We start from the raw sequence: 26,035 nt of genomic DNA, 5'->3' as shown, positions 1-26,035 counted from the left end.
TGGACGAGTTTTGTTACAAGCTCAACAGAAGATACTTCGGTCAAAAACTCTTTGACAGACTCATCATTGCTTCGATTTAATCATACTGGCAAGATTGCGGATATACATATTAAATTTTTGACCATTTAAGAAATCCAATTAACTTATTGACCTAGAGCAATTTTTTATTTGAAAATCAAATGATCTCCTTCTTAAGAAAAATCCGCCAAAAGCTCCTATCCCAAAATCGGGTAAGCCAATATCTAGCTTATGCTCTAGGGGAAATATTTTTGGTGGTCATTGGAATATTGATAGCACTTCAGATCAATACCTGGAATCAGCAACGAATTGAAAATGAGGAGGAATCGGAAATACTTTTTGGGCTAAAAGAAGAATTTGAAATTAATCTGAAGGAAATAAACTACAGTATTAATATTAATACAAAAGTAACTGAGGATTGCCTAAAACTCACGCAGATAATTCGATCTAATTCTATCGGAAATAATGCTGAACTTATAGATGATCTACTCGTGAGGATAGGCACATTCAATTCCTTTGATGCGCAAACAGGAGTCGCAAGCGAAATCGTCAATTCCGGAAAATTAATTCTGCTGAAAAATGACGCCCTACGCACTCAAATAGTAAACTGGCTGACGCTTTTAATTGATCAAGAAGAGGATATTCTTTTTAGATCAGACAACTATACCATGAATTTAATGCCATTTCTAATGAAGCGTTTTCCATTGGCGAATGGTGAGCTCACTAAAAAACTCCCTTATGACAAGAAAGATTATCTTCAAAACTACCAAGAGAAATCCCCATTCAAAACCCAGCTACGAGACTCGGATTATTTAGAATTTGAGAATCAAATCTGGCATCACAAGCATAACAATGATTACGTTTCGGTCAACGAATTGAACATTAAAGATTTTATCAACATCACGCTCAAAATGATTGAGGATGAATTGAATAGAAAAAAATAAAATGATCTCCTTCTTCCGAAAAATCCGCCAAAAACTCCTCTCCCAAAATCGGGTCACGCGATACCTAGTCTATGCTGTGGGAGAAATTTTCCTAGTTGTGATTGGAATCTTGATAGCGCTGCAAGTGAATAACTGGAATGAACAACGTAAAATCCGAATTGCTGAACAAAGTATACTCCAAAACCTACGGACAGAACTCCTCCTAAATATTCAGAACCTAAAAACCAATATCGCCTACCACGAACTTGCCCATAAGTCTAGTTTCGAGCTGTTAAATCTTTTTGGGACTGATATATCATCCATTTCCTCTAAATCACTAGATACACTTCTTTTCAATGCCGAAACGGTGTACACTTTCGAAGTAAGAAACGGTTATATCAAATCAATTATCTCTTCAGGTAATTTGGATTACCTTCAAAATGAAAAATTAAAATCCATGTTGACTTCCTTTGAAGGCGAAGTAGTTGATGGCTTGGAGGAATTTGATGTAGTTAAAGACTTAATAATCAATAGGCTTTGGCCAGCCATTGATGGTAAAATCAGTTCTTCTAATCGAATCTTATCAGATGGTGAGTACAACGATTTTCCTAAAGGATTTTACACTTCCGATTACCATTGGTTTTTTCAGAATAGACTTATCGAAGATATCCTGAGCAATGTGGATTCCTGGAGAATTGATGGGATAAATGATGAAAAAGCGCTGCTTGAGTTTTTTGAAGAATTGCTTTTAGTCCTAGATCAGCAAATTGAAACAAATACCAAATCGTAACTTTATGCAAAGACCTTCTTTTTTGCCTCTGCTTGGAATCTTGATTCTTGCAGCCTGTAGCCCAAGCCCTAGCTCTGAATCAAAAATCACAGTTCTGCAAGGAGCCAAACTTTTTGATGGTACCGGAAATTCCATTTCGAACAGTGTCATCATTCTTCAGGATGGTAAAATATCCGCCATAGGAGGTCCTGAAATCGAAATCCCTGAAAATGTCAATTTGATGGATGTTACAGGTAAGTTTATCGCTCCTGGGTTAGTTGATGCCCATGTGCACTTTTCACAGACGGGCTTTTTTGATGGTCGGCCGGATGCCTTGGATATCCGTGATACACTTCGCTTTGATAGCCTTCAGGCCAGACTGAAAAGAGACCCACAACCTTATTTGGAAAGCTATCTCCGCTCCGGAGTCACGGCGGTCTATGATGTGGGTGGCTTTGAATGGACCGTTCATCTCGCCAAGTCGGCAGAATCAAACCTTAATGCTCCCCATGTAGCTGCGGCGGGGCCCTTGCTTACTCCTTTTGATCAAGACCGGCTGGATATCTTCAATGTCCCACCTGCCCGACAAATGCTTGCCTTGACTTCCCCTGAATTTGGAAAAGAATATGTGCAAAAGAGTACTGCCATGGGCTCAACAGGAATTAAAATCTGGAGCTTTAACCTAAAGGATTCCCTATTTATGCAAAGCCTTCGAGCTGTAGCAGAAGAAGTCAAAACCCAGGGAAATCAACTGATTGTTCATGCTACCAATCTGGATGAAGCAAAGGAAGCTATTCGATTGGGAGCGAAAGTATTGGTGCATAGTGTGGATGACCAAGTAGTGGATGAAGAGTTTATCCAAATGGCAAAGGAATCAGGAGTTATCGTTTGCCCTACTTTAGTGGTAGTTCCGGGCTATTCTATTGCATTCAAATCGCTACGGGGAGAATACCCCTTAAACGATCCCAATCAGGTCGTAGATTCCGAAACCAGAAATTTACTTAAGGATTCCCAAGCATTTTTCAAGTACTATAATGGCTCTGAAAAATTTGAGGAAATGGTCAAGAAAACAGAAGAAGTTGATGACCAACTAAAAACCAACATGTATGCTAATCTGAAGCTCCTCTATGAAGCAGGTATTCCCATTGCCCTGTCCACCGATGCAGGGAATCCGGGGACACTTCATGGTCTCTCGATCTATGATGAGTTGGAAGCAATGCAGGCGGCGGGGATTCCTGCTAAGGATTTGATCCCGATGGCCACACAAAACGGAGCGAAAACCATGAGAAGGTTGGATGATTTTGGCACATTGGAAGTTGGAAAAATGGCTGATCTAATCATCTTGGATAAGGATCCTCACTAGATGCCAGTAATTTCAGATCAATAACCCATGTGATGCGAGGAGGATTGTTGAGGCTAGTTAATGTGCCATTCGAAAAATAAACTCCCATGATTACCTTCTTCCGCAAAATCCGCCAAAAACTCCTTTCTCAAAACCAGATTACCCGGTACTTGGTCTATGCCTTAGGCGAAATCGTGTTGGTAGTGATCGGGATTCTGATCGCCCTTCAAATTAATACCTGGAATGAAAATATAAAGCTTAACCAGCAGCAAAAATCTTACCTCACAAGACTGATCCAGGAAAACAAAAGTGATGTGCTCACTTTCGCGGCTGAAATTGAGCGGCTGGAAAAAAATAGTGAAAAAATTGCCAATCTGAGTAGTATACTGAATAGTAAAGTGTATAGTGATTCTCTATTGGTTTTGAGCACAACTGAGTTTATAATTTATGGCTCCCTTTATCCTAGCTTCAATCCATCGATTTCCACTTACGAAGATTTATCTAGTACAGGGAATTTGGGAATCATTAAGGACACAGGATTAAGAGACCAAATAGTCGCCCACTACAAAAAATATCAAGCTGTTGAATTGGATTTCAAGGTAAACACAGATTGGGCCATACCTATTGACGCTCCTTTATTTATGCAGACTGATGCATTAAGATTTGATACTGGATTAACTTCTTTTCTTTTCTCAGAGATTTCTGTTGGAACCATGGCTGACGAAATAAAAGCAAATCAAGAGCTATACCTGCGAAATGCCGCACTTCATTATTGGATTAATAAAGATTGTATTCGATTGCTAAATGAAATAAATGCTGAGACCTTGATTTTCATCAACCATTTAGAGGATAGTATTAAAAGTGATAAGAAATCAAGTAAGGAGTAAATAGAAGCTAAAACATAAATTAAACAAGATTTAATGATCTCCTTCTTCCGCAAAATCCGCCAGCAACTCCTATCCCAAAACCGGATCACCCGGTATCTGATTTATGCCATAGGAGAGATCATTCTAGTGGTGATCGGGATTTTGTTGGCCTTGCAGATCAATACCTGGAATCAAAATCGACAGGATCGAAAGCAAGAGCAGCAGCTCCTAGCACAGCTGGAAATGGAATACAACAAAAACTTGGAGCAGCTGAACAGCAAGATTTATATCCGAAAGGAAATGATTAAATCCTGCTTAAAGCTATTGAGCTACCGGAAGCTTGAATCCACTATTGTAGATGTGGACAGTTTAAATTTTCACTTATCCAGGATGACCACCAGACCCACATTCAATCCAGTATTGGGCGTGACGAATGAGCTTAGTAATTCCGGGAAACTGTACCTGATAAAAAATGCTGAATTGCGTAAAGAGCTAACCTCTTTTGAAAGTTTCTTAGGAGATCTCAGTGAAGAGGAAATGGTGATTTTTAATCTGACTGAAAACATACTTCAACCATTTTTGATCCAACATTATCAGATGGGAGGAGTAATTACACAGTTTTTACAGGATGAAGATTTTATGGCTATCTACTCTTTGGGTGACACTAATAAGGAGATTCCTTTAAAAGAACTTTTTCAGCCGGCGGATTTTAAACCCTATTTGTACCATCCTGATCTGGAAGATCACATTGCTATAATGATCTCTAACACGGTCTATACCAACCAACAATCAGAAGGAGTAAAAGAAAAGATTGAATTAATTCTATCCTTAATCAAATCTGAAACTAAGTAAGATGATTTCACTTTTTAGAAAAATCCGCCAAAAGCTTCTAACCCAAAACCGAGTCACACAATACCTCGCTTATGCATTAGGAGAAATCTTTTTAGTAGTTATTGGAATTTTGATAGCCCTTCAAATCAATAATGCCAATGAGGCTCGCAAAGCAAGAATTTCAGAGAAGGCAGTGTTAAATAATCTTATTCAGGATTTAAGAGCCGATTCACTCTCATTCACTGAAAACCTTGCAAGCCTAACTAAAATAAATAACCTGCATGAGGTACTCTATGAAATCGGAGTGAAAGGGATGGATTTGGAGATTGAAAACCCGAATATGATCAGGTTCATGATCTATTATAATCCTGTAGCGATAAAGAATGATCCTTCTGTTGCTGGTAAAATCTCGGATGAGGTAATTCGAAAAGAGATTGTCACTTATGCCAGGAACTTGAAAGATCTCGATGATGCCTATTCGGAATTTTCCAAATTGGTAGAAAATAGAGTTCGGATTTTTTTGGCTGACAAAAAAGTCCACCAATTGTCCAGCTGGTTTGAGAATAAAGCCTTTAAAACTAAAGGAGAAGCACCCATTGATTTTATTGATGAAGCAGATTTAATTCTTCTTTCCAAAATACCGGAATTTCAACAACTGATTTTGGAATCATCCATCAAATGCAAAAACACCGAATTCAACATTGAAACAGTCCTGACCCAAAACCAGAAACTAAAAGAATTGATCCAAAAAGAGCTGAAACAATGAAACGAATCCTCTCCACCCTCAACCAAAAATGGCCGGAATACTTTTTTGAGATTTTGGTGCTGATCATCGGTATCTATGGGGCTTTTGAGCTGTCAAACTATGGACAGAACAAAGCAAGAAGACAATCAGAAATCGAAATCCTCAAAGGATGTAAAACAGAACTGACGTCCGATCTGGTGGAAATAAATTTCAATATGAATGAACTCAGAAAAAGCCAGAACGCCTTAAACCTGATCCTTGAAGTTTTGGAAAAAGATGGTTCATACCACGATTCCCTGGCTTCTCAATTCATTTATACACTTTTACCCCTCCATTTTGTTCACTCGACCAGCTCCTTCGAAACTGCTAAATCCAGAGGTTTGGATATCATTTCCAATACAGATATCCGCAATAAGCTGATCGCTGTCTATGATTCCCAATATGATTTTTTCCTAAAAGCCGAGCAAGAGGAATTGGATGAAGTGCAATACCACATGAGGCAAATTTTGCCGGGTCGGTTTGAGTCAGGATATAATTTTGAGGGTAAGGACAATACTTTTGAAGGAAGTATGGTTCCCTTAGACTTTGAATCCCTCAAAACTGATCAGGAATACCTTTATTTTATCAAAACCCAACAAAATCGCACCGGATCTTATATCGGCTACTTTTATGAAAATCTAAGGAAATCGGTGGAGTCCATGATCCTTGATTTGGAGATTGAAATAAAAAGACTTGAACAATGAAACGAATCCTCTCCATTCTTAAAGAAAAATGGCCTGAATATATTCTGGAAATCCTGGTGATTACCATCGGTATTTTGGGCGCATTTCTGCTCAATAGCTGGAAAGAATCACGAGCACTTGAAATCCAGAATAAGAAGATCTATGGTTTTATAAAGGACGATCTTTTATCTGATATTTCAGAAATTGATTCCGCGATTGGCGGTTACCAAATCAGCATGAATCATATGCTCGAAATGATTGATGGTCGTGCTACCCGAGAGGTATTAATCTCCGACCCAACTTATGCCAAATCTTTCTTAGGCTATGAGGATATCATGTTAGAGCAGCGTGGTCTAACTTTACTTGAGAATTCGGTAGACTTGGATGATGAAGAAAGCATGAGACTATCAAATTTGGTGAGTCATTTCTACACCGAGCACCTTGTCGAAATAGATATAGCCAGCGATGAGCTCGCCAATAATTTTCGCAATAATTATGATTATTGGACACAGCAAGATTGGTTTTTGGAATTCGCATTTGGAGAAAATGATAGAACCGCTTTTTCGGATTTTGCTATTGATAATATGGCATTTAAAAAAAGGGTGGGAGCCTATTATATCCTGTATTCCATATACGTGACTGAACTCATTCGTTTCCGGTCAGAAGCACTTACAATTATCGATGAAATTGATGGATACTTAACCCCCCAGAAATGAAAAGAATCCTCTCTATACTCAAAGAAAAATGGCCAGAATATATCTTGGAGATTCTGGTGATTACCATCGGTATTTTGGGGGCTTTTGCACTGAATAACTGGAATGAAAACTCCAAAAACAGAAGTCTTGTACAGGATTATTATTGCAGATTTTTGGCAGACCTTAAGCAAGATGAAATCCAACTGAATATCCTACTGGAGGAAAGCGAACTCCGATTGACCAAAAGCAATGAATTACTTCGAGAGTTACTTTTAGATTCTCCCGAAAAGGAAAAATCCATCCAGTTAATGCTTCAAGCAACTTCAAAGATAAGTTACGAATTCAACCCGATTTCTGCCGGGTATAGCGACCTTAAGTCTAGTGGAAATCTCAATACATTTACCGATCAAACTATCGTGGATCAGGTAGGGACATATCTCCAAGAAGCAGAAGGTCTGGCAAATAATATCTCCACCAATGGCCGAATTGGCCTTGATGAAATGTTTGAAATCGATGACTTTTATGCCATAGGTTTTATTGATAACACCTTTATGAAAGAAGGACTTGACACGACGATTGTCCAGCAAGAGTTGCTCGACCGAAATCCACTAACCCCTCTTCAACTGAAAGAACTCAAACACGTGGCATCCTTACTGATCGCCGTCAATTATAGAAATAACCTCCACTATGGTTCTATTTTGACCAAGATCAAGGACCTTACTCCACTACTTGAAAACAAGTGCACTTTGTCCCAGAATTGATTTTCCATAGAATATATGATCTAATTTTTTCGTAAAATCCGACAAACCCTCCTATCCCAAAATCGGATCACTCGGTATTTGGTTTATGCTCTTGGAGAAATCCTCTTGGTAACGGTCGGAATATTGATCGCCTTGCAGGTGAATACCTGGAATGAACAACGAAAGGCCAAACACAAAGAGAGCTCCATCCTGCTGGGTCTCTACACCGAATCCATCGGGAACAGGGAAAAATTAAAGACCGTTATCCAGCATCATCAAGCGCTTTTAGAAACCACCAAGGGTATGATGAATCTTTTTTTTCTTCCAGATTCAGGGTTGAATGAGTACAATTTGGATAGTCTGATTGAGAGAACATTAGACTTCAGAGACTTTAGCCCCTCTAAATCTGTAATCCAGGACCTAATCTCATCCGGAAATCTTGGTTTAATCTCCTCAGAAAATCTGCGGGCTTTGATTTTCGAATGGGAAAGAGAAACGGAGGAGTTAAAAGAAAGCTATGAAACCCTGGATGAGGGTGCCGCCCAGTTATTCGTGCCTTATTTGACCAAAAATGCATCAATGAAAAACATTGATCGGTATGGACCTTTAAATTGGGAGGAAAAATCAAGGTTCAATTCACCAACGCATCGCCTGTTTCAGGACTTGGAATTTGAAAACCTCTTGGACAATCATGCTTGGGGGCTCGCCAATTACCTACGGGCTTTAGATAAATTAGAGGAAATCATCGAAAAAATCATTTCTGAAACCAATCTAGACCCTGCTCCTGAAAAATGATCTCCTTCTTCCGAAAAATCCGCCAATCTCTCCTCTCTCAAAATCGAGTCACTCGCTACCTGGTGTATGCATTGGGTGAAATACTCCTCGTTACGATCGGAATCCTGATTGCCTTACAATTCAATACTTGGAAAGAGGAAAGGCGAAATCAAGTAAGCGAACAGACTTTCTACCAGACCATTTTGGATGATTTGGAGAATGATCAAAAAAAGCTGGAGCAGCTTTCCGAGTTTTACGAATCCCGGATCGATAATCTTACCTGGTTGCTTGCTCACGTGAGAAATCCAAGTCTCGGAGTTAGCCCTGCTGAATTTGGAATCCATACCGAACCGCTTTATTACAATGAGTCGGCTATCAGCTTTGATGCAACCTATGAAGCAGCTAAAAGTGGTGGAGCTTTTGAAAATTTTTCCAATAAAGAGCTCCTTAAAAAACTTGTGGAATACTATTCCAATTTTAAGCAAATAGATGATATCCTTACCTCTAGTCTTCGTTTTTTGGAATCATCCTTCGAGCCCCTGATGGCTTCAGTTCCCAATGATTTTTTAAATTCTGCAACATCTGGACAGGTAATTACCAGCGAGGGGAACAAAGGTTTTTATTCCTTGCTCGATTCCGTCCCAGACCAACGGAAACTGGCATCGCAGAAGGAACTCGATGCCTTTTTACAAAAAACTGAGTTTGAGTCCTATCTTATCGGAGATCTCGGCAGGTCTTTCAATATGACCAACGAGTTGGAACTCCGATCCGCCCGAACAAAGTCCCTTCAGGAAGAAATCAAATCCTTTATCCATGATTAGTTTTTTCAGAAAAATCCGCCAAAAGCTCCTCCAGCAAAACCGGGTGACCCAGTACCTGACCTATGCTATAGGTGAGATCGCACTAGTAATGATTGGAATTCTATTGGCGCTGCAGGTTAATAACTGGAATGAAAACCGGAAAGCCAGAACCTTTGAAACCGAAATACTTTCACTGATTGATCAAAATCTAACTCGAGATTCTGTCTTGATCGCTACTGAACTTCAAAATGCCATTCTAGCCGTTCAATTGACAGATTCAATTTTAAATCAGATAGAGCGAGGTATTTATGATGAGCGATTAAATGTCTGGATGGGAAAAGTAGTCACCTTCGAGCGATTCAAGTCTCAATCGAGTGCCTTTGAAGTATTGAAGTCAAAGGGAATTGGAACGATCTCAGACAAGGATCTTCAGTTGAATCTGATCTCCTATTATGACGAAACTTTATTCAGGGTCTATGAGGCATTAAACGATGTAGAAGACTTTTTTAATGGTGATTGGATCCCGGTGATCAAAAATGAATTTAATGATTTCTCCTACAGAGTGCGAATGGAACCTAGAAATCCAATCCTATTTTTTGAAAATCCCAGCAGTATAGTCCTATTTAAACTCTACAAAGATAATCGAGAGCAGGGGTCTGTCCGTCGAATGAAAACTGCACTAGATGAGATTTCTAAGCTGAGAATCTTGATTAAAAAACAGAATCCATGATCTCCTTCCTCCGCAAAATACGCCAGAAACTGCTTTCCCAGAATAGGGTCACTCGATACCTAGCTTATGCTGTAGGGGAAATAGCACTAGTGATGATCGGGATTTTATTGGCACTCCAAGTCAATAACTGGAATGAAGAAAGAAAAGATAAGAAAAAAGAGGAAGCCTTTCTGAATCAAATCCATATCGAGTTTACCGAAAACAAAATCCAATTCGAAAAAGTAAGAGGTTTCCATAGTAAATCTCTGAAGAGTTGCGATTGGATGCTTGCAAATCAACCTTTTAAGTCAGTTTCTCTAGATTCACTACGATACCATTCTCTATGGTCAAGAGTTGCATATACATTTGACCCTTCCCAAAGTAGCATTGAGTCTTTGGTGAATACAGGTAATATAAATCTCATTCAAGACATAGCGCTGCGAAAGGCCTTAATTGGTTGGCAGGACCTTATTATTGATTATTTGGAAGAGGAAAAGGAAATGAGAGAGTTCACCACAACACATGTAATCCCCTTCTCCATGGATAATTTTAAGCTCTATAATGAAGCCGAGCGTTTTGATGCGGTCCTCAGTTTTGATCAAAAACAACTTGATAAATACTTGAATCTGATCGCGAGAAAGAAACGAATTCTTCAAGCTATCTTATATGGATTTGTGGAACAAGACTTAAAGGAAGATAGGCAAACGGAGGTTGAGAAAGTGGTAAAAGCAATGGATTTAATTATTGACCAAACTAAATAAATTTCAATGATTTCCTTCTTTAGAAAAATCCGCCAAAAACTCCTCCAGCAAAACCAGGTGACGAGATACCTAGTCTATGCCTTAGGGGAAATAGTACTGGTAGTGATTGGTATTTTGATAGCCCTACAAGTCAATAATTGGAACATCGAACGAAATGATCGAATCGCAGAAAAAAATGCACTGCAGGATTTGAAAGAGGAATTTTCAGACCAAGCAAAGAAGCTCGCTAATGCCCAGAAAAGACGAGAATTATCCATTGACTTTTTTTCAAGGAAACTGAATTATATGAAATCAGGAATGCTTGATTCCTTGATAGTCTATCATCCAATTCTGAACCTTGGAAATACCACCCTCAATGCACCAAATGGCGTGATCAATAGCCTGATTTCCTCCGGACAGATTAATCTGATTTCCAATGATTCCCTTAAATACCGGCTAGCATCCTGGTCAGAAGCTGTCGAGGATGTCCGAGAGGAAGAGGATAATCATTTTCGGTTTGTTGGAACAGAATTTCTGCCCTATCTCGAACGCAATCTGCCTCTGACCATCGTGAATTTTCAACTAGTGAATGAAAACGGGGAACAACTGTTTTATTCCGAAAATCAAGTGAAAGACTTCTATGCAAAAATGATTCGGGATCTTGAGTATCAAAACCTTTGCATCATGAACAGCAATTGGAATCAGATAGCAATTTTAGAATACAGTGATTTGCAGAAGGACCTAGATCACATTCGGACTTTGATAGAAAATGAACTTGAGAAATAGGTGTATTTTCCAAAAACTATAAGTGACATATGATCTCCTTCTTCCGCAAAATCCGAAAAAAACTTCTCCCACAAAATAGGGTCAGCCGGTATTTGGTCTATGCCTTTGGGTGAAATTTTCCTGGTGGTGATCCAAAAGAGTAGTCCCTTTAGGGACTTGATATTGGTAGAACAAACAAATGACAAAATCCCCTCCCTGCCTTTAGGTACGGGATAAAATTTATAATCATGGCAAATACCTATACACAAATTCAAATTGTATTTGCAGTTCAAAATCGAATATTACTTCCTGATGAAGAATGTGGTACGATGCGCTGGATCGGGATTTTAGAATGAATGCGAGGAGGTAGCTTTTCTATAAGCTTCCTTGGCGCCTACAATTTCTGATTACCTTAACCGTCACGTCACATACAAAAAAATACTAAAATTTAAACCCAATAATCATGATCAAAGTAACGGTCCTTTACGGACACCCCACAGATCCTTCCGCTTTTGAAAGCTACTATGGCACCACACATATGCCTTTGGTAGGCAGAATCAATGGCTTGGCAAAAGCAGAAGTCACCAAATTTTTACCCAATGCGGATGGTTCAAATCCGGAATATTATCGAATGGCTGAGCTCTGGTTTGATACACCTGCTGCGATGGAGGAAGCGCTAGGTTCTCCAGAGGGCAAAACCATCACGGATGACTTGGCAAACTTTGCTAGCGGCGGGGTGAAAATGCTCGTTGGGATGGTTGGATAAATAGTTTTCCTTACCAAAAATAAGGTTATCGCTAGTATAGTGAGTGTCCTGTCGCCTGAGGCTGTGGGAATACTCACTTTTTTTATCCCAAAAATCATGTGTAGCGGTTCCAATACAACTCTCGACCACATCACTTTTTCCCATAGAGGTCTTCCTGCCAGAATAATCCCGTATTATTTTTTACGTTTTTTCCTTACAGGAAAGGAAAAGTAGCAGTTAGGACATTTTTAGGATAGGCTTGTCCTTATCTAATTTTTAGACATGTTAATTAGGTTTATTTTCAGACACTAAAACTATTTTTCTAATCTTTTAACAAATCAAACATGAAAAGTTTAAAACAGAATGCTTTGCTGGCAATGCTAATATTGCTGACTCCTATTCTTTCGATGGCACAAGTAGTGACCCTAGAATTTGCAAATGCAGCTACTGCCCTGGAAGTAGCACAGAATTACAGCAAAGCCTTACAGGCTGGGGATGTTGCTAAAATGGATGCGCAGCTCGCCCCCGGAGCTATGGTTTATGGTTTGAATGGAGCCCTAGACTCCCTTACCAAAGCAGCTCATAAGGAGTATTACACGACGAGTACAGGGACTTACAAACACACGCTCACCAATGAGCTTTTCCTTCCTGTGAAAGTAACTGATAACTGGAATGAAGGTGAGTGGGTACTGAGCTGGGGTATCAATACCATTACGGATAAATCTACTGGCAAAACCCTCAAAGTTCCTTACCATACTGCCTCTTTGATCATGAATGGTAAAGTAGTCAGAATGAATTATTGGTATGATCGGGTAAATATCATGGCTATGCAGGGCTATCAAATGATACCACCTTCCAATTAATTATCGATTTAAAACATTGATATCAAGAGTGAGTGAATTAACGGTTTGAGTTAGTTCACTCACTTTATTTTATGTATGTCTATCTCCTCTAACCTTTTTAAAACCTTTAAAGTCTCTTCAATCAAGCAGCGATAAAAAAAAGCCTCAACTGAATGGTCTCTGAACAATAACTAAATTCTTTTTTAATAACATTTATGAAAATTCTCTTACTACAAATTTTATTATTCGTGATGGTCACGAGTGCTTTTTCCCAGGGAATTATTCAGGGAAAAGTGACAAATCTTCAATCCAATGAAGTTCCCTACGCTAATGTACTATTGCGAAATTTACCCGATTCTACATTAATTAAGGGAGCAATCACAGATGAATCTGGGGTCTTTTCTTTTTCAAATATTCCAAAAGGGGAATATTTTATTGAAACCTCTTTCCTCGGTTATACTAAAGCCTACAGCCCAGTGTTCAATTTTTCGGGAGTGGAAAAGCATGATTTAGACCCAATCACGTTAACTGAGGAAGCAAGTAACCTAGACGAGGTGACTGTAAGCGCCACAAAGCCTCTTTTCGAAATGGAAATGGGGAAAATGGTGGTCAATGTCGCAAATAGCGTGACTTCAGCGGGCTTTTCTGTCATTGACCTGTTGGAAAGATCCCCAGGTGTAATGGTCAACAGACAAAACAATACCATGTCCCTGGCCGGGAAAAACGGGGTGGTGATTCTGATGAACGGGAAACGATTCCGAATGCCTGTGGAAGCTGCGTTTCAGATGTTGGCTGGGCTGAATTCCAGTGATGTGGAAAAACTTGAGATTATAACTGTACCTCCGGCAAACTATGATGCAGATGGCGATGCGGGATTTATCAATGTCGTCATGAAACGAAACAATGGCATGATCGGCACCAATGGTTCGGTCACAGTGGGTCAAGGCTATGGCTCTGGATATCAGGGAAACTTGAGTTTTAATATTAATCATCAGGGACCAAAATTCAGCTGGTTTGCGCTTGTAGCTCCCAGCGTTGTAAATCAGTCACAAATTTGGGAAAGCCAACGAAGTAATAATGATGGATTTCAGGACATTTTTATTAACACTGTCTCGGATGATCGGGCGAGAACTGGAAAAACAATTAACTATCAGGCAGGATTTGACTATTCGATTAGTAAGAATACCACCCTGAGCACATTGGTCAGTGGGTATGAAAATAGATGGAATCAGGTGGTACCCATACTTACAGAAGCCCAGTATTCCATTTCGCCAGATACAACTATAGACATGACCCTGACTGAAAAAAACTACTGGAGTCACATTATGGGCAATATTAACCTCCAACATACTTTTCAAAATGGACAGGTACTCAATGTAGATTTAGATTTTCTCAGATACGATAATGCCAATCCAACCTGGTACACAACCACCTTTTTTGATGAATCGGATAATGTGATTGATTCAGAAGTATTTAGAATCTCAAAAGATACGCCGATTGACATGTGGGTGGGCAGTGTAAATCACTCGATGAAGATCGGAAAATCAGTTAAGGTGGATTCAGGGATCAAGGGCACTTTTTCAGAATTAAGCAATACGGTGGTTTTTGAAGAGCAATTTTGATCAGAATGGATCGTCAATCCCACCTACAGCAGCGACGGGATACTGACAGAGGATATTATGGCAGCCTTCTCTACGGCAGCTGTTGTATTCAATGATAAAACTTCGCTAAATGCAGGACTTCGCTATGAGAACACAAAAACAAATCTTACCTCACTTTCCGGTGAAGAGCTGGTCAATCGTCACTACGGTGATTTCTTCCCCACCGTACAATTAGCCAGAAAAATGGGCGAGAATAGCCAAACTACCTTTAGCTATGGAAGAAGAATCACCCGTCCGACGTTTAACCAAATGGCACCTTTCGTTATTTTTTCGGATCGATATACCCTATTCGCAGGGAATATCAACATTCTTCCAACCTACACCAATAACCTAAAAGTCGACTATTCCTTTAAAAGTTTGATTGTTTCGGCCCAGTATAGTCATGACAAAAATGCAATTGCAGCATTTCAGCCTACTCTGGATGAAGAGACCAATACCACATTCCTGAAAACGGAGAATATTGACCAAATACAAACCATCTCCATCTTGTTTGCTTTTCCGCTACAGCTAACCTCCTGGTGGGAAATGCAAAATAACTTAACTGCCAATTTCCAAAGGGCTAATTCTGTTCTCAATGATGAGGCTTATGAAGTGGATCAAAAAAGCGTACAAGTGATTACGACCAACACGTTTACCCTTCCTAAAAAATACACCATCGAACTGGTCGGGTATTATAATTCCCCAACTATCAACGGATATTTCAATTGGCTTTCAAGAGGATTTGTCAATCTGGGAATCAAGAAAGATTTTGAAAAGGCTGGGGTATTGAGACTTTCTTGCAATGATATTTTTGAAACCACCCAATGGAGGTGGAAGTCCTTTGAAGGTTCCAATATTGGTTTTTCCGGAAGATATAAGTTTGATAAGCGGGTATTCATGGCAACCTATACCTATAAATTCGGAAACAATAAGGTCAAAGGAACGCGAAGCAGATCCGTAGGGTCTCAAGCCGAGCAGCGAAGAGTATCAAATTGATCAGTTGTTTACAATTTATATTTTAATTATCTCCTCTAACCTTTTTTAAACCATGAATACAATTCCTCACAAAACTGAACGATTACATTCTCTGGATTCTTTAAGAGCAATTATGATGCTCTTAGGCTTAGTGATTCATTCTTCTGTTACTTATGGAGCCGTGAATTATGGAGGTGCTTGGTTTCTCAAAGACCCAGGGACAACACACGTATCGAACGATTTCATTGTTTTCTTTATCCACGCATTTAGAATGCAAATATTTTTTATGGTTGCCGGTTTCTTTGGGGCGATGTTATTCTATGAACGGTCACCTATCAAGATGATAAAAAATCGTATTTCAAGAGTTGTTCTCCCATTTATTGTGTTTGTTTTGCTGCTTTACCCTTCAATAAAGTTTGGTATAGCATATACGAATCTTATCTTTCAAGGAGGTGTCAATGCTTTCATGGAAGCGCTTGCTACTTTGTCAAGTTGGGACACTCTTATTCCGTCGAGCACATTTCATTTATGGTTTCTGTATTACCTGGCGCTGATCACTTTTGTATCAGCAGGACTTGCATTCTTTTTTCAAAAGATGAATAAGATTTCAGCCGCCATTTCAGCAACATTCAATTGGTTAATTGTAAGGCCAGTCTTACGAGTCCTCTTTTTTGGTGTAATGACAGCCATGGTTTATTACATCATGGGCACCACTTCGTTAGCCACTCCCTTCTCATTTGTACCAGATGTCAATGCTTTCATTTACTACTTCTCCTTTTACATCGTTGGATGGGTCTTATTTAAGTCCAAACATCAACTAGATCAGATGATGAAGGCCGATTGGCTATGTGTGATTTTGGCTATTTCGTTGTTTTCAATTAATTTTTTCTTCCCTGGCTTTTTTAACTTTTTTGGACTCATAGCCATTAAATCATTGACGGTTTGGTTGTTTATTTTTGGCTTTACTGGACTATTTATTCGGTATGCCAGCAACCACTCTGCGATGATGCGGTATGTTTCAGATGCTTCCTATTGGGTATATCTGGTACATTTATCCATAGTTGTCCTCATTCCCAGCTTCATTGTCAATTGGCCAATCCCACCAACCTTGAAATTTCTTACGGTGCTCTCATTAACTGGCTTAATATGTTTTGTAAGTTATCACTACCTGGTGAGAACAACATTTATTGGCAAGTTTCTGAACGGTAGGAAATACAGCAGAAAACTCTCTGACATCCAAAAGCAAGAAGAACATTCAAAACCAAAAATGGCTCTGGGATGATAGTGGTTTCTCATGTCCTACCTGATATCACTCAGTTTATAATCCTCCTATTAAAAAACAAATCCTGCTTTGTAAGGAGCAGGATTTTGTAACTCTAGGTGCACTCCTCTAACCTTTTTTAAACCATGAACACAATTCCTAATAAAACCGAACGATTACATTCTCTGGATTCTTTAAGAGCAATTATGATGATGCTTGGAATTGTTCTCCATTCAGCGGTCCCTTATATGGTTACTGAATTTGGTTTCAGTAAAGACCCAAATGCGACACATCTATCCATCGATATCATTTTTTCTATAATACACTCCTTTCGCATGCCTACTTTTATGCTTGTAGCGGGCTTTTTTGCAGCAATGCTTTTTTATGAAAGATCACCTTTAAAAATGCTCAAAAACAGAGCTTCAAGGGTGCTTTTTCCCTTTATTGTATTTCTCTTGCTTCTTTATCCAACGCTTAAGTTTTCCAGGATCTATGCCGACGCAACCTTTGCCGGAAGTGATCATGCCCTGGAAGATGCTGCTGCATATTTCTCTGATTTCCTTACTTTTTTACCTAATTCCACATGGCATCTTTGGTTTTTGTACTACCTTATTTTCTTCACAATAATTTCAGTACTATTGGCTTTGGTGTTCCAAAAACTACCAGGTGTCTCCATCAAGATTTCACAGATCTTCAATTGGGTTTTTCAAAAGCCAATTTTAAGAGTTTTTGTTTTTGCGGGAATGACTGCTGTTATCTTTTTATCAATAGGTGATTCAACCCTGCCCCATTCTAATTCTTTAATACCTGATGTAAACGTCTTCATCTTCTATTTTTCTTTTTACATGGTGGGCTGGGTTTTATTCAAGTCCAAACAGCTCTTGGATAGTTTTAAGCAATTCGATTGGACCTGCACGATTTTAGCGCTTGTACTATTTGCTTTAGGCCTAGCTATAGGTCCGTTAAAACTTATAGATACAAATCCATACCAAGACATGGCCAATGCTATCGTTCAATCTCTAGTGATATGGTCCTTCATTTTCGGGATTACCGGATTATTTATTCGGTATACCAGTAGTTACTCTGCCAGAATGAGATACATTTCAGACGCATCATATTGGGTGTATTTGTTGCATTACACCTTAACTATTTTTATTGCCCCATTGCTTTTTGGTTGGGACGTTCACGCCATCATAAAGTTTTTGACTGTAATAATCAGTACAACTATTATATGCTTTGTCACTTATCATTATCTAGTTAGATCTACATTTATTGGGGAATTCTTGAACGGTAGAAAATACAGCCGAAAACTCTCTGACATTCAAAAGCAAGAAGAACTTTCGGAACAAAAAATGGCTCTGGGATGATAGTGGTTTCTCATGTCGTACCTGATATCGCTAAGTTTATAATCCTCCTATTAAAAAAGAAATCCTGCTTCGTAAGAAGCAGGATTTTGTAATTCTAGCTTTTCTTCTCTAATACCTTTTTGCTTAAAACCATTTCAATTCGACCCAATCCCAAAGAGATCCCTCGGATTCCAACTAGGTCTGTTTGGACTTTGTGCAATGGAATAGCTAATCAAGAAATTTAGCTGCACGTAGGTTTTGGCAGCAGCGAAATTGAAAATTCCATCCATGCCATCTGCCTATTGATGATATTACCTCTGTCTCCCAGATTAGTGTCCTCACCAACTACCTTTCTTATTTTTAAAACGAAAAATTCACCTTCAGCAAAAGCTGCCTAGGTCGTAATGGCAATTCTTGAACTCCTAAAATAAAGCCGCTCGAAAAATAACTTCTATAGACGTCCACATCCAAAATATTAGCACAAATAATGCTGAAATCTATTCTAGACTTAGGAGGTGTAAATCGATAACTAAAATCCAAAAAACTAATACGCTGAGGCGAGTTGCTATCCTTAATTTCATTTGAAACGTACTCAAAATCAGCTCTAAATAAATGATTTTGAATTGGAAACACATCGAGACCCATAGCTGTACTTACTTGTTTAATTTGTGCTATCCCACTTTGATTACTCTCCGAATTAATCAGATTAAGACTCGTCTTTATATCAAATCCAATGTAATTTTTTGGTTTAATCGCTATTTCAAAGTAAGATGTATTGATTCTATTGGAATAATCCAGAAGTACGTCATTGGTTACTTGAGGAAACTCTTGAAACTGAATCGTACTGCTGACAGTCAGGGTTGTATAGAGATTACTTAAATACTTACTCCCTCTTAAACTCAATGCTCGTCGAATAGTCTCATTATCAAAATCCACCAATGACCTAGTTGATCCACCAAAATCAGCCAATGAATACTGGGCAATTACATTTTCCGAGGTTTTAGAATAGGAAGCACTCAAGTCAAAAAACAATCCATTTACTGGATTCTTATAATTCAACCCATAGTTAACCCTTGACCTAACAGACTCAGGAAGACGACTGCCATTCACATCTATATTCCGAAAGCTCGTTATTATAGGATTGGGAAAAAAATCTTCACCAGTTCCAAACTCATTTGTTTTCGCAAATGATATAGAAGTTGAAATCTTACCACTAATCTGGTACCTCGCATTAAGGGAAGGTTCAAGATATACGCTTAAAAAACTGGAGGATTGCCTGGTAGAAATACTATTCCGGTCTAGGTATGCAACATAAAATGGTAGATCCGCTTTTAACTGAAAGCCACCCTTCTTGTACTCAACCGAATTTTTGATAAAAGTTGAAAGATTTGTAAAATCTGTCTTATTCCTTTCAACTGCAAACAATTTATTGCTAGATAAAGAATCAATCGAAAGGGTACTAGACAGCTTATCCATTAATGCACTTACCCCAATAGAAGATTGGACAGTTATTGCATTTCTTGTTTTGAATGTCAACCCAATTGAATTAGTTGTAAAGAATCTCTGGAAATCGATGGATTGCATGAGAAAATCGTACGACTGGCCTGGATTGCCTATACCATCATTTACCGAAGAGGTTAAGTTTAACGTTTGTTGTGTTTTCTGAAAAGAAACAGTTGACCGAACATCAAAGAGCCTATTTTTTATGGGAGTTAGCAGCTTCAGCTTATTTTCAATTCGAAGCATAGGCATTGATGCCGTCTCCATGATTGGGTTTTGATTAAAAAATACATTTCCATCAATTTCATTTTTGACCACTGCAAAAGATGTCGTGTTATCAAAATAATTACGCTTTGTGTTTCTATTCCAGTTCAATCCTCCCGATAGTTTTCTCCTAATATTCTCCAGCATGGTATTTTCCGCAAAGGAAATTGTATCAGCACCAGGCATAAAATAAGAAGTAAAACTACTTTTCTCTTGTAGCAAACTCTCTTGGTGAAAATCTATATTTAACCTAAACTCAGTTTCTTTACTATTCTTAGACAACATATTTGCGGATCCAAGGAAGCTCTCGTTAAATCTTGCTCTTTCCTTTGGTAAGCCAGACATCTCCAGCCCTGGAAATGTAAACCACTCTTTTATTGCTCTGTTGTTCAACAAATCCAGTAGGGCATCCATCGTCAAATTTCTCTGTTGATCTTCTAAATTCTCCCCTGCATTATTACCCTGAACAGTAAATAATGCTTGAAAATCGGTTCTAAAGACCATGGGAGAAAATTTAGCATCTAATAGAATTGGACTCCCTCCTACGCCTGCATTTCCAGTTCCAATCCAAGTATTCTTACGTTTTAGATTGATATTCAATGCGGCTCTATCAGAAAAAACCAAGGAATCCAGAATTTTAATAGGTTGATGGTTTTCCAAAAGATCCACTGATTCGATTGCGTCTATCGGTAGATTGTTATTTGCCAGATTATATCGTCCCTGTAATAAATCTAACCCTTCAACATAGAACTTGACCAGAGGTCTCCCCTGATATTGAATCATCCCATTACTCATAACTTCTATTCCAGGAAGACGCTTCAACACATCACTCAGAACTCGATCATTTACTGTAGAAAACCCACTTATATCATACGAAATGGTATCATTTCTTTGGGTTACAGGGTTCTTAATACCTTCAATAGTGAATTCTTTGAGGTCTAACGAGGAACTTGTTACTTCAATGACAACTGGTATTCCATTAGGAGAAAGGACTACTTGTTTCTTTTGGATGGTCATTGAGTTAATTGTCAAAAAAACACTATCCAATTCCGAGTTGAACTCTATCTCAAATTGCCCAGATTCATTGGTAAAGCCAAACGCAATTGTGGTTGAATCGAGTGGACTTTTGACCAATATATTTACTCCAAACACAGGAGTTTTTTTTGAGCCTTCAATAATTTTACCTCGAACTATGGACTGAGAAAAGCAGAACGCTGTTGTCAGCAAAAAAAATAAACTCGAGAATATTACCTTCATTTATCCACCACCAGTTCCAATGGATTATTTGATTTGTCATAACGTTCTTGAACCATCCTAATAGACTCATCAGAAGTAGAACCAGCAGGCTTTCCAAGTAGCGCCTTCCGAACATCTTTGTACAATGCCTTTTTTGTCAAAAAAAACTGGTTTTTGGAGAGCGAAATTGTCTTTGGCAGAACTCGCTTATCCATTTCTACAATAGATTTTTGCACTCCTACCAGTTCAAAACTATAATAATTCTGTGTATCCTTCACTTCTAAAATGAGCCCCGGAAGTCCATTAAAAACATATGGGCCGTCACTCATTGGAATATCTTCAGTAAACCAAGCAATAAAACTACGGCCTGAATAGTCTATGGATGCTTTCTGACATTTCAAACCTAAAATATCTTTGAATTCCTTTTCGATTTTCCACCCATTCATTTTGAGAGGTTGAATAAATACGTAGTTGTCAAAAAACAAATTTTGGTAAAATGTAATCTGCTCATCCTTCCAGGATTTATGAATTCTAAATTTATAGCTAGGTTTTTTCATAGACAAAACAGACCCTATTAAAGCATCCAAATTCACATCTTTCGGATTATTAGTTTTGGATGATGCCGCAGCTTGAACAGAGTCCAATTGGTATCCATAGTAACTCTCAAAAACGCTGTAGTTATCTCCTACCCACAAAACCATATAATCAGTTCCTTTGATAGTTATATTTGTGGAATCAGGCGTAAACGTCGCAGAATAAAAAAAGGCTTGATTGCTTGTTTGCCCATGCAAGCGTATGGATGAAATCAATACGAGGATAAAAGTAAATACAGAAAGATTTTTCATTTTTTTGTATTGAACTTTAAGAGTAGAAAAAAAGAGAGAAAATTCACTTCTATTACTTTTATGGGGCAATCGTTGGGCCACAATGGAATTCTTCCCAACTTATGACATCAGCCATGATTTCCCCAGTGGTACAACCCAAGTCTACTGCATGAGATCCGCAATTAGTATTGAAGGAAACAAAACAATATCCGAGGGATCACATCCTGTTGTTTTAGTTTCCATGTTTTCAGAAACGGAAGTCTCAGCGCCTGCAAATCCTGAAATTAGAAAGCAACCTAAAATCAGCTTTTTCATAATAAAATCCATTACGATTTACGACCAATACTAAAAGATTAAGATAACTTTTTTTACCCTAAAAACAAATTTTACAGTTAGTTTGAACTCAATCCAAACAAATCCCCCGGATTCCAGATCGGTCTGTTTGGACTTTGTGCAATGGAGTAGCTAATCAAGAAATTTAGCTGCACATAAGTTTTGGCAGCGGTGAAATTGAAAATCCCATCCATGCCATCGGCCGCTCGGTGGTAATATTTTGCACGCCATTCCTTGATAAAGGCATCCATATCAAAGCCCGGAATATTGGATTTATTGCCGTATTTGATATGCAGGGCAGGAATTCCACTCACCACAAAGCTGTATTGATCACTTCGTACAAAACGATTTTGCTCAGGCTCAGGGTCTGCTTCTATTTCCAACTTTAGGTAATCAGCAGCGAACCTCACATTGCCTATAATACTCGAATGCTCCGCTCCCAAGGGAACGATGGATAGCAAAGGAGCAATCACGGTAGGCATATCGGTATTCACATTGGCAACAATCGCAGATTTGGGTACTGTCGGATTAGAAGCAAAATAGGAGGAACCTACCAAGCCCATTTCCTCGGCGGTAACCATTACAATAAGAATAGAGCGCTTAGGCTTTGCTCCGCCTTTGGCATAAATTCGGGCAATCTCCAGCAAGGCAGCTACACCCGAGGCATTGTCATGCGCACCGTTGTAGATGGAGTCCCCATTTTCTGCTCTGCCTATTCCCACATGATCCAAATGCGCTGAATGCACCACGTATTCCGACTTCAGTTTCGGATCCGAACCTGGAATCAAACCAATTACATTTTCACTTTCAAACTCTGAAAAAGTATTGGAATAGCTCGCTGAAAGTGAAAAAGGAAACTCAAAGGAGGAATTTTTTCGAGATTTCATCGCTACCAAAGTCTCCTCAAGATTTTTTCCTGAATTCAAAAAGAGTTGGTTCAGGAATGATCGATTTGAAGTCAAAGCAAAATTCAGATTTCCATTGAAGCCTCTTCCATAAGCCACTGTTTTCTCAGGATTCAAAGCCACATTGGACTGAATTACCGGATTAGAATTCGCAAATGAATTCATCGGATACACTAGGATCGCACCAATTGCTCCTTTTTCAAAGGCAATAGTTAGCTTATTTCCCGGACTGGTGAAATGCGAAACCAAGGTGGAGGCAGGGATTCCATCGGGAACACCAGCGACCATAACCACTACTTTACCTGTGACTTCAAGGCCCTCGTAATCGGAATAAAAACCTGGGATATCTACGCCATAGCCCGCAAAAACAACTTTCCCTTCACCTTTAGATTGGGCAGCCATTGGGTTAGCATAGGGAAGAAAATCGGTTCCAAAAACCAGTGAATCTATATTTCCTTGCGCATCTGAAAGGAAAGCTTTGGCGCTGGAATTGTCAACAATGGTATTTCGTAGAATCAGTTTTTGAGTGTATTGACCAGGATCTCCGCCGGGCTGAACACCCATTTTTTTGAATTCATTGACTACATAATCCACTGCTAGCTGATAACCTTCCGTTCCGGGCTTTCTGCCTTTCAATTTATCATCAGCCAGGTAGGCAATGTGATTTCGAATAGTTAGCGTATCGATTTGATTCATGGCTCGCTTTACGGAACCGGGGATTTCTACTTTTTGGGCAAAAGCTCCAAATGAAATTGCCCAGAGAAGGATAAATAAATGTTTTTTCATTTGCTGTTGAGATTGAGTACTTTTTCCATTCTTAGACAATTTATCAAGCTGAACCTGATTATTATTGGTTCCTCAGACATGTTTCGAGGAGTTGAGAACAAGCAATTACTTCTGTCCAATATTGGTATTTTGTTTGAATAGCTAGTTATTCTATTTAAGTAAGTTTTCCTTCGGCAAAAAGTCTTCTGATCTCTTTTTTGTCAAATTTGCCAACGCTTGTTTTTGGGACTTCTTTGATAAAAATATAGTCTTTAGGAATCTGATATTTTACAAAGTCTCTCGATAGAAATTCAATTAATTCTTCCTCTAAAATCTTATCTTCTTCATTCACCAAGACGATGGAAGCCAAAGGTTTTTCTACCCATTTTTCGTCTGGGATTGCGATTACTGCAGCTTCTTTGATTTTAGGATGGGCCATTAGGGCAGATTCTAGCGCTACACTGGAGATCCATTCACCACCACTTTTTATAAGATCTTTGGTTCTATCCTTAATCTCCATATATCCATCTTCGTCAATGGTACTCACGTCACCAGTTTTAAACCAGCCGTCTTCTGTAAAGCTTTCAGAATTATTCGTTTTAAAATAGGAGCTCACGGTCCAAGCACCCTTTATTTGAAGTTCTCCCATGCTTTTGCCATCTGCCGGAGCCATCGTCCCGTCATCTGTTACAATCCGTATTTCTACCCCTGGAAATGCAGTGCCTTGCTTTGCACGAATAGCTAATTGTTCTTCGGCTGATAAGTGATCATGTTTAGGCTGTAATCGACTCACTGTTCCCAGAGGAGAAGTTTCAGTCATTCCCCAAGCTTGAACACCTCTTATTCCGAAATTTTTTTCAAACCCTTCAATCAGGCTCTTTGGTAGTGCAGAACCACCAACAAGGTATTCTTCGAGCGCTAATTTTTCTTTTGGAGGATTCTTTTTCATGGCATGATATACGCCAAGCCAAATGGTAGGAACACCGTTGGCCTTATTCACTTTTTCTGCGATGAGAATCTTAATGATAGCTTCAGGCTGTAAGTTGGAAGAGGGAAGTACCATGTTTGATCCAGACAACAGACACAAGTATGGGAAACCCCAAGCCATGACATGAAATTGTGGTACAATCAATAAAACAGTATCCCGATTGCTAAAATTTCCTGCATTTGGGGATATAATCGTTGTCGCGTGTAAAAAGGTGGACCGGTGGGAATACAAAACTCCTTTTGGCAATCCTGTGGTTCCACTGGTATAACACATACCACTAGCATCATTTTCATTTAACGCAGGCCACTCAAAATCTTCTGATTGGTCAGCCAGTAACTCTTCATAATGCAAGGTATTTGGCAAAGTGGTTGAAAAATCTTTAGGGGCATTTATCAACACATAGTGTGTTACAGTTTCGAGCAGTGGCGCTATTTTTTCTAAAAGGGGCACCAAACTGGCATCCACAAAAATCACTTTGTCCTCCGAGTTATTGATAATGTATTCGATCTGATTGAGTGATAATCGAATATTTATTGTGTGACAAACAGCCCCTACACCAGAAATCCCATAGTATAATTCTACATGAGGACCATGATTCCAGGCAAAAGTCCCCACCATATCGCCCTCTTTGATTCCCAACTTCTGGGTTAATGCATTGGCTAGCTTTTTACAGCGTTTATACATATCGCCAAAACTATACTCATGTCGCGATCCATCCGGTAGATAGGTGATTATCTTTTTGTGATGATAGACGCTGTTCCCATACTCCAGAATAGTAGTGGTCGTGAGTGGATAATTCATCATTAAGCCTTCCATATCTCAAAAATTTAGAGTGTTTTTATTAAATAGTGTTCCGCTTATTCCAGAATACTTCGATTAGTTTCTAGTTGTAAGTTGCTTAAATTTAGACTTTTACAATTAAATGAATTCCTAAATAATGTTTATGATTATCCGCTTTCTTACCAGTAGCTT

Annotated in this window: 23 protein-coding genes and 1 pseudogene; 19 read left to right on the top strand and 5 right to left on the bottom strand. The window is 38.9% G+C overall.

Features of this window, described 5'->3' with window-relative positions; genetic code table 11:
* The first annotated feature begins 179 nt into the window (after positions 1-179).
* The 19 genes and pseudogenes from P8O16_RS11255 (at position 180) to P8O16_RS11160 (ending at position 18,269) form a co-directional block, all read left to right on the top strand.
* Positions 180-962 (top strand): DUF6090 family protein, encoded by a 783-nt coding sequence (locus tag P8O16_RS11255; protein WP_300314703.1) that lies wholly within the window; start codon positions 180-182, stop codon positions 960-962.
* 1 nt (position 963) lies between these two features.
* A complete protein-coding gene (locus P8O16_RS11250) occupies positions 964-1,731 on the top strand; it encodes a DUF6090 family protein (RefSeq protein ID WP_300314700.1) in 768 nt (255 codons plus the stop codon).
* A gap of 4 nt (positions 1,732-1,735) precedes the next feature.
* Entirely contained in the window at positions 1,736-3,073 is a 1,338-nt protein-coding gene (locus tag P8O16_RS11245; protein WP_300314698.1) for an amidohydrolase family protein, read from the top strand.
* Positions 3,074-3,159: 86 nt separating this feature from the next.
* Positions 3,160-3,939 (top strand): DUF6090 family protein, encoded by a 780-nt coding sequence (locus tag P8O16_RS11240; protein ID WP_300314695.1) that lies wholly within the window; start codon positions 3,160-3,162, stop codon positions 3,937-3,939.
* Between the two features lie 33 nt (positions 3,940-3,972).
* Positions 3,973-4,770, top strand: a complete 798-nt coding sequence (locus P8O16_RS11235) for a DUF6090 family protein (RefSeq protein WP_300314692.1) — start codon at positions 3,973-3,975, stop codon at positions 4,768-4,770.
* 1 nt (position 4,771) lies between these two features.
* A complete protein-coding gene (locus P8O16_RS11230; protein WP_300314689.1) occupies positions 4,772-5,515 on the top strand; it encodes a DUF6090 family protein in 744 nt (247 codons plus the stop codon).
* Positions 5,512-6,237 (top strand): hypothetical protein, encoded by a 726-nt coding sequence (locus P8O16_RS11225; RefSeq protein ID WP_300314686.1) that lies wholly within the window; start codon positions 5,512-5,514, stop codon positions 6,235-6,237. Before P8O16_RS11230 ends, P8O16_RS11225 begins: the two co-directional genes overlap by 4 nt.
* Positions 6,234-6,932: a hypothetical protein gene (locus P8O16_RS11220; RefSeq protein WP_300314683.1), complete on the top strand. Its 699-nt coding sequence runs from the start codon at positions 6,234-6,236 to the stop codon at positions 6,930-6,932. The genes P8O16_RS11225 and P8O16_RS11220 overlap by 4 nt, the downstream gene beginning before the upstream one ends.
* Positions 6,929-7,672 carry a DUF6090 family protein gene (locus P8O16_RS11215; protein ID WP_300314680.1) on the top strand — a complete coding sequence of 248 codons (744 nt, stop codon included), beginning with the start codon at positions 6,929-6,931 and terminating at the stop codon, positions 7,670-7,672. Before P8O16_RS11220 ends, P8O16_RS11215 begins: the two co-directional genes overlap by 4 nt.
* Before the next feature lie 78 nt (positions 7,673-7,750).
* A complete protein-coding gene (locus P8O16_RS11210) occupies positions 7,751-8,446 on the top strand; it encodes a hypothetical protein (protein ID WP_300314677.1) in 696 nt (231 codons plus the stop codon).
* The gene (locus P8O16_RS11205) at positions 8,443-9,246 is read left to right on the top strand and encodes a DUF6090 family protein (protein ID WP_300314674.1); all 804 of its coding nucleotides are present in this window, start codon (positions 8,443-8,445) and stop codon (positions 9,244-9,246) included. The genes P8O16_RS11210 and P8O16_RS11205 overlap by 4 nt, the downstream gene beginning before the upstream one ends.
* Entirely contained in the window at positions 9,239-9,955 is a 717-nt protein-coding gene (locus tag P8O16_RS11200) for a hypothetical protein (RefSeq protein ID WP_300314671.1), read from the top strand. Before P8O16_RS11205 ends, P8O16_RS11200 begins: the two co-directional genes overlap by 8 nt.
* Positions 9,952-10,695, top strand: a complete 744-nt coding sequence (locus tag P8O16_RS11195; RefSeq protein ID WP_300314668.1) for a DUF6090 family protein — start codon at positions 9,952-9,954, stop codon at positions 10,693-10,695. The genes P8O16_RS11200 and P8O16_RS11195 overlap by 4 nt, the downstream gene beginning before the upstream one ends.
* A gap of 6 nt (positions 10,696-10,701) precedes the next feature.
* The gene (locus tag P8O16_RS11190; RefSeq protein WP_300314665.1) at positions 10,702-11,460 is read left to right on the top strand and encodes a DUF6090 family protein; all 759 of its coding nucleotides are present in this window, start codon (positions 10,702-10,704) and stop codon (positions 11,458-11,460) included.
* Between the two features lie 442 nt (positions 11,461-11,902).
* Complete coding sequence (locus P8O16_RS11185) at positions 11,903-12,205, top strand: EthD family reductase (protein ID WP_300314662.1); 303 nt, start codon at positions 11,903-11,905, stop codon at positions 12,203-12,205.
* 323 nt (positions 12,206-12,528) lie between these two features.
* A complete protein-coding gene (locus P8O16_RS11180) occupies positions 12,529-13,047 on the top strand; it encodes a nuclear transport factor 2 family protein (protein WP_300314660.1) in 519 nt (172 codons plus the stop codon).
* Positions 13,048-13,241: 194 nt separating this feature from the next.
* Positions 13,242-15,662 (top strand): annotated as a pseudogene (locus tag P8O16_RS20550) (outer membrane beta-barrel protein).
* 52 nt (positions 15,663-15,714) lie between these two features.
* Positions 15,715-16,923, top strand: a complete 1,209-nt coding sequence (locus tag P8O16_RS11165; protein WP_300314654.1) for an acyltransferase family protein — start codon at positions 15,715-15,717, stop codon at positions 16,921-16,923.
* Positions 16,924-17,048: 125 nt separating this feature from the next.
* Entirely contained in the window at positions 17,049-18,269 is a 1,221-nt protein-coding gene (locus P8O16_RS11160) for an acyltransferase family protein (protein ID WP_300314651.1), read from the top strand.
* A gap of 339 nt (positions 18,270-18,608) precedes the next feature.
* Here the strand turns inward: P8O16_RS11160 and P8O16_RS11155 are convergent, their stop codons facing one another.
* From P8O16_RS11155 to P8O16_RS11135, 5 genes are all read right to left on the bottom strand, one after another.
* Entirely contained in the window at positions 18,609-21,164 is a 2,556-nt protein-coding gene (locus tag P8O16_RS11155; protein ID WP_300314648.1) for a hypothetical protein, read from the bottom strand.
* A gap of 101 nt (positions 21,165-21,265) precedes the next feature.
* On the bottom strand, positions 21,266-22,093 hold the full coding sequence (locus P8O16_RS11150) for a GLPGLI family protein (RefSeq protein WP_300314644.1): 828 nt from the start codon (positions 22,091-22,093) through the stop codon (positions 21,266-21,268).
* Positions 22,094-22,234: 141 nt separating this feature from the next.
* Complete coding sequence (locus P8O16_RS11145) at positions 22,235-22,399, bottom strand: hypothetical protein (RefSeq protein WP_300314641.1); 165 nt, start codon at positions 22,397-22,399, stop codon at positions 22,235-22,237.
* 65 nt (positions 22,400-22,464) lie between these two features.
* Positions 22,465-24,096 carry a M28 family peptidase gene (locus P8O16_RS11140; protein ID WP_300314638.1) on the bottom strand — a complete coding sequence of 544 codons (1,632 nt, stop codon included), beginning with the start codon at positions 24,094-24,096 and terminating at the stop codon, positions 22,465-22,467.
* A gap of 154 nt (positions 24,097-24,250) precedes the next feature.
* A complete protein-coding gene (locus P8O16_RS11135; protein ID WP_300314635.1) occupies positions 24,251-25,879 on the bottom strand; it encodes a long-chain fatty acid--CoA ligase in 1,629 nt (542 codons plus the stop codon).
* Positions 25,880-26,035 lie beyond the last annotated feature (156 nt).

It is taken from the genome of Algoriphagus sp., from assembly GCF_029254265.1.
Taxonomy (GTDB): domain Bacteria; phylum Bacteroidota; class Bacteroidia; order Cytophagales; family Cyclobacteriaceae; genus Algoriphagus.
The sequence above is the reverse complement of the archived record's forward strand: the minus strand, read 5'-3'. Positions and strand labels throughout refer to the sequence as shown.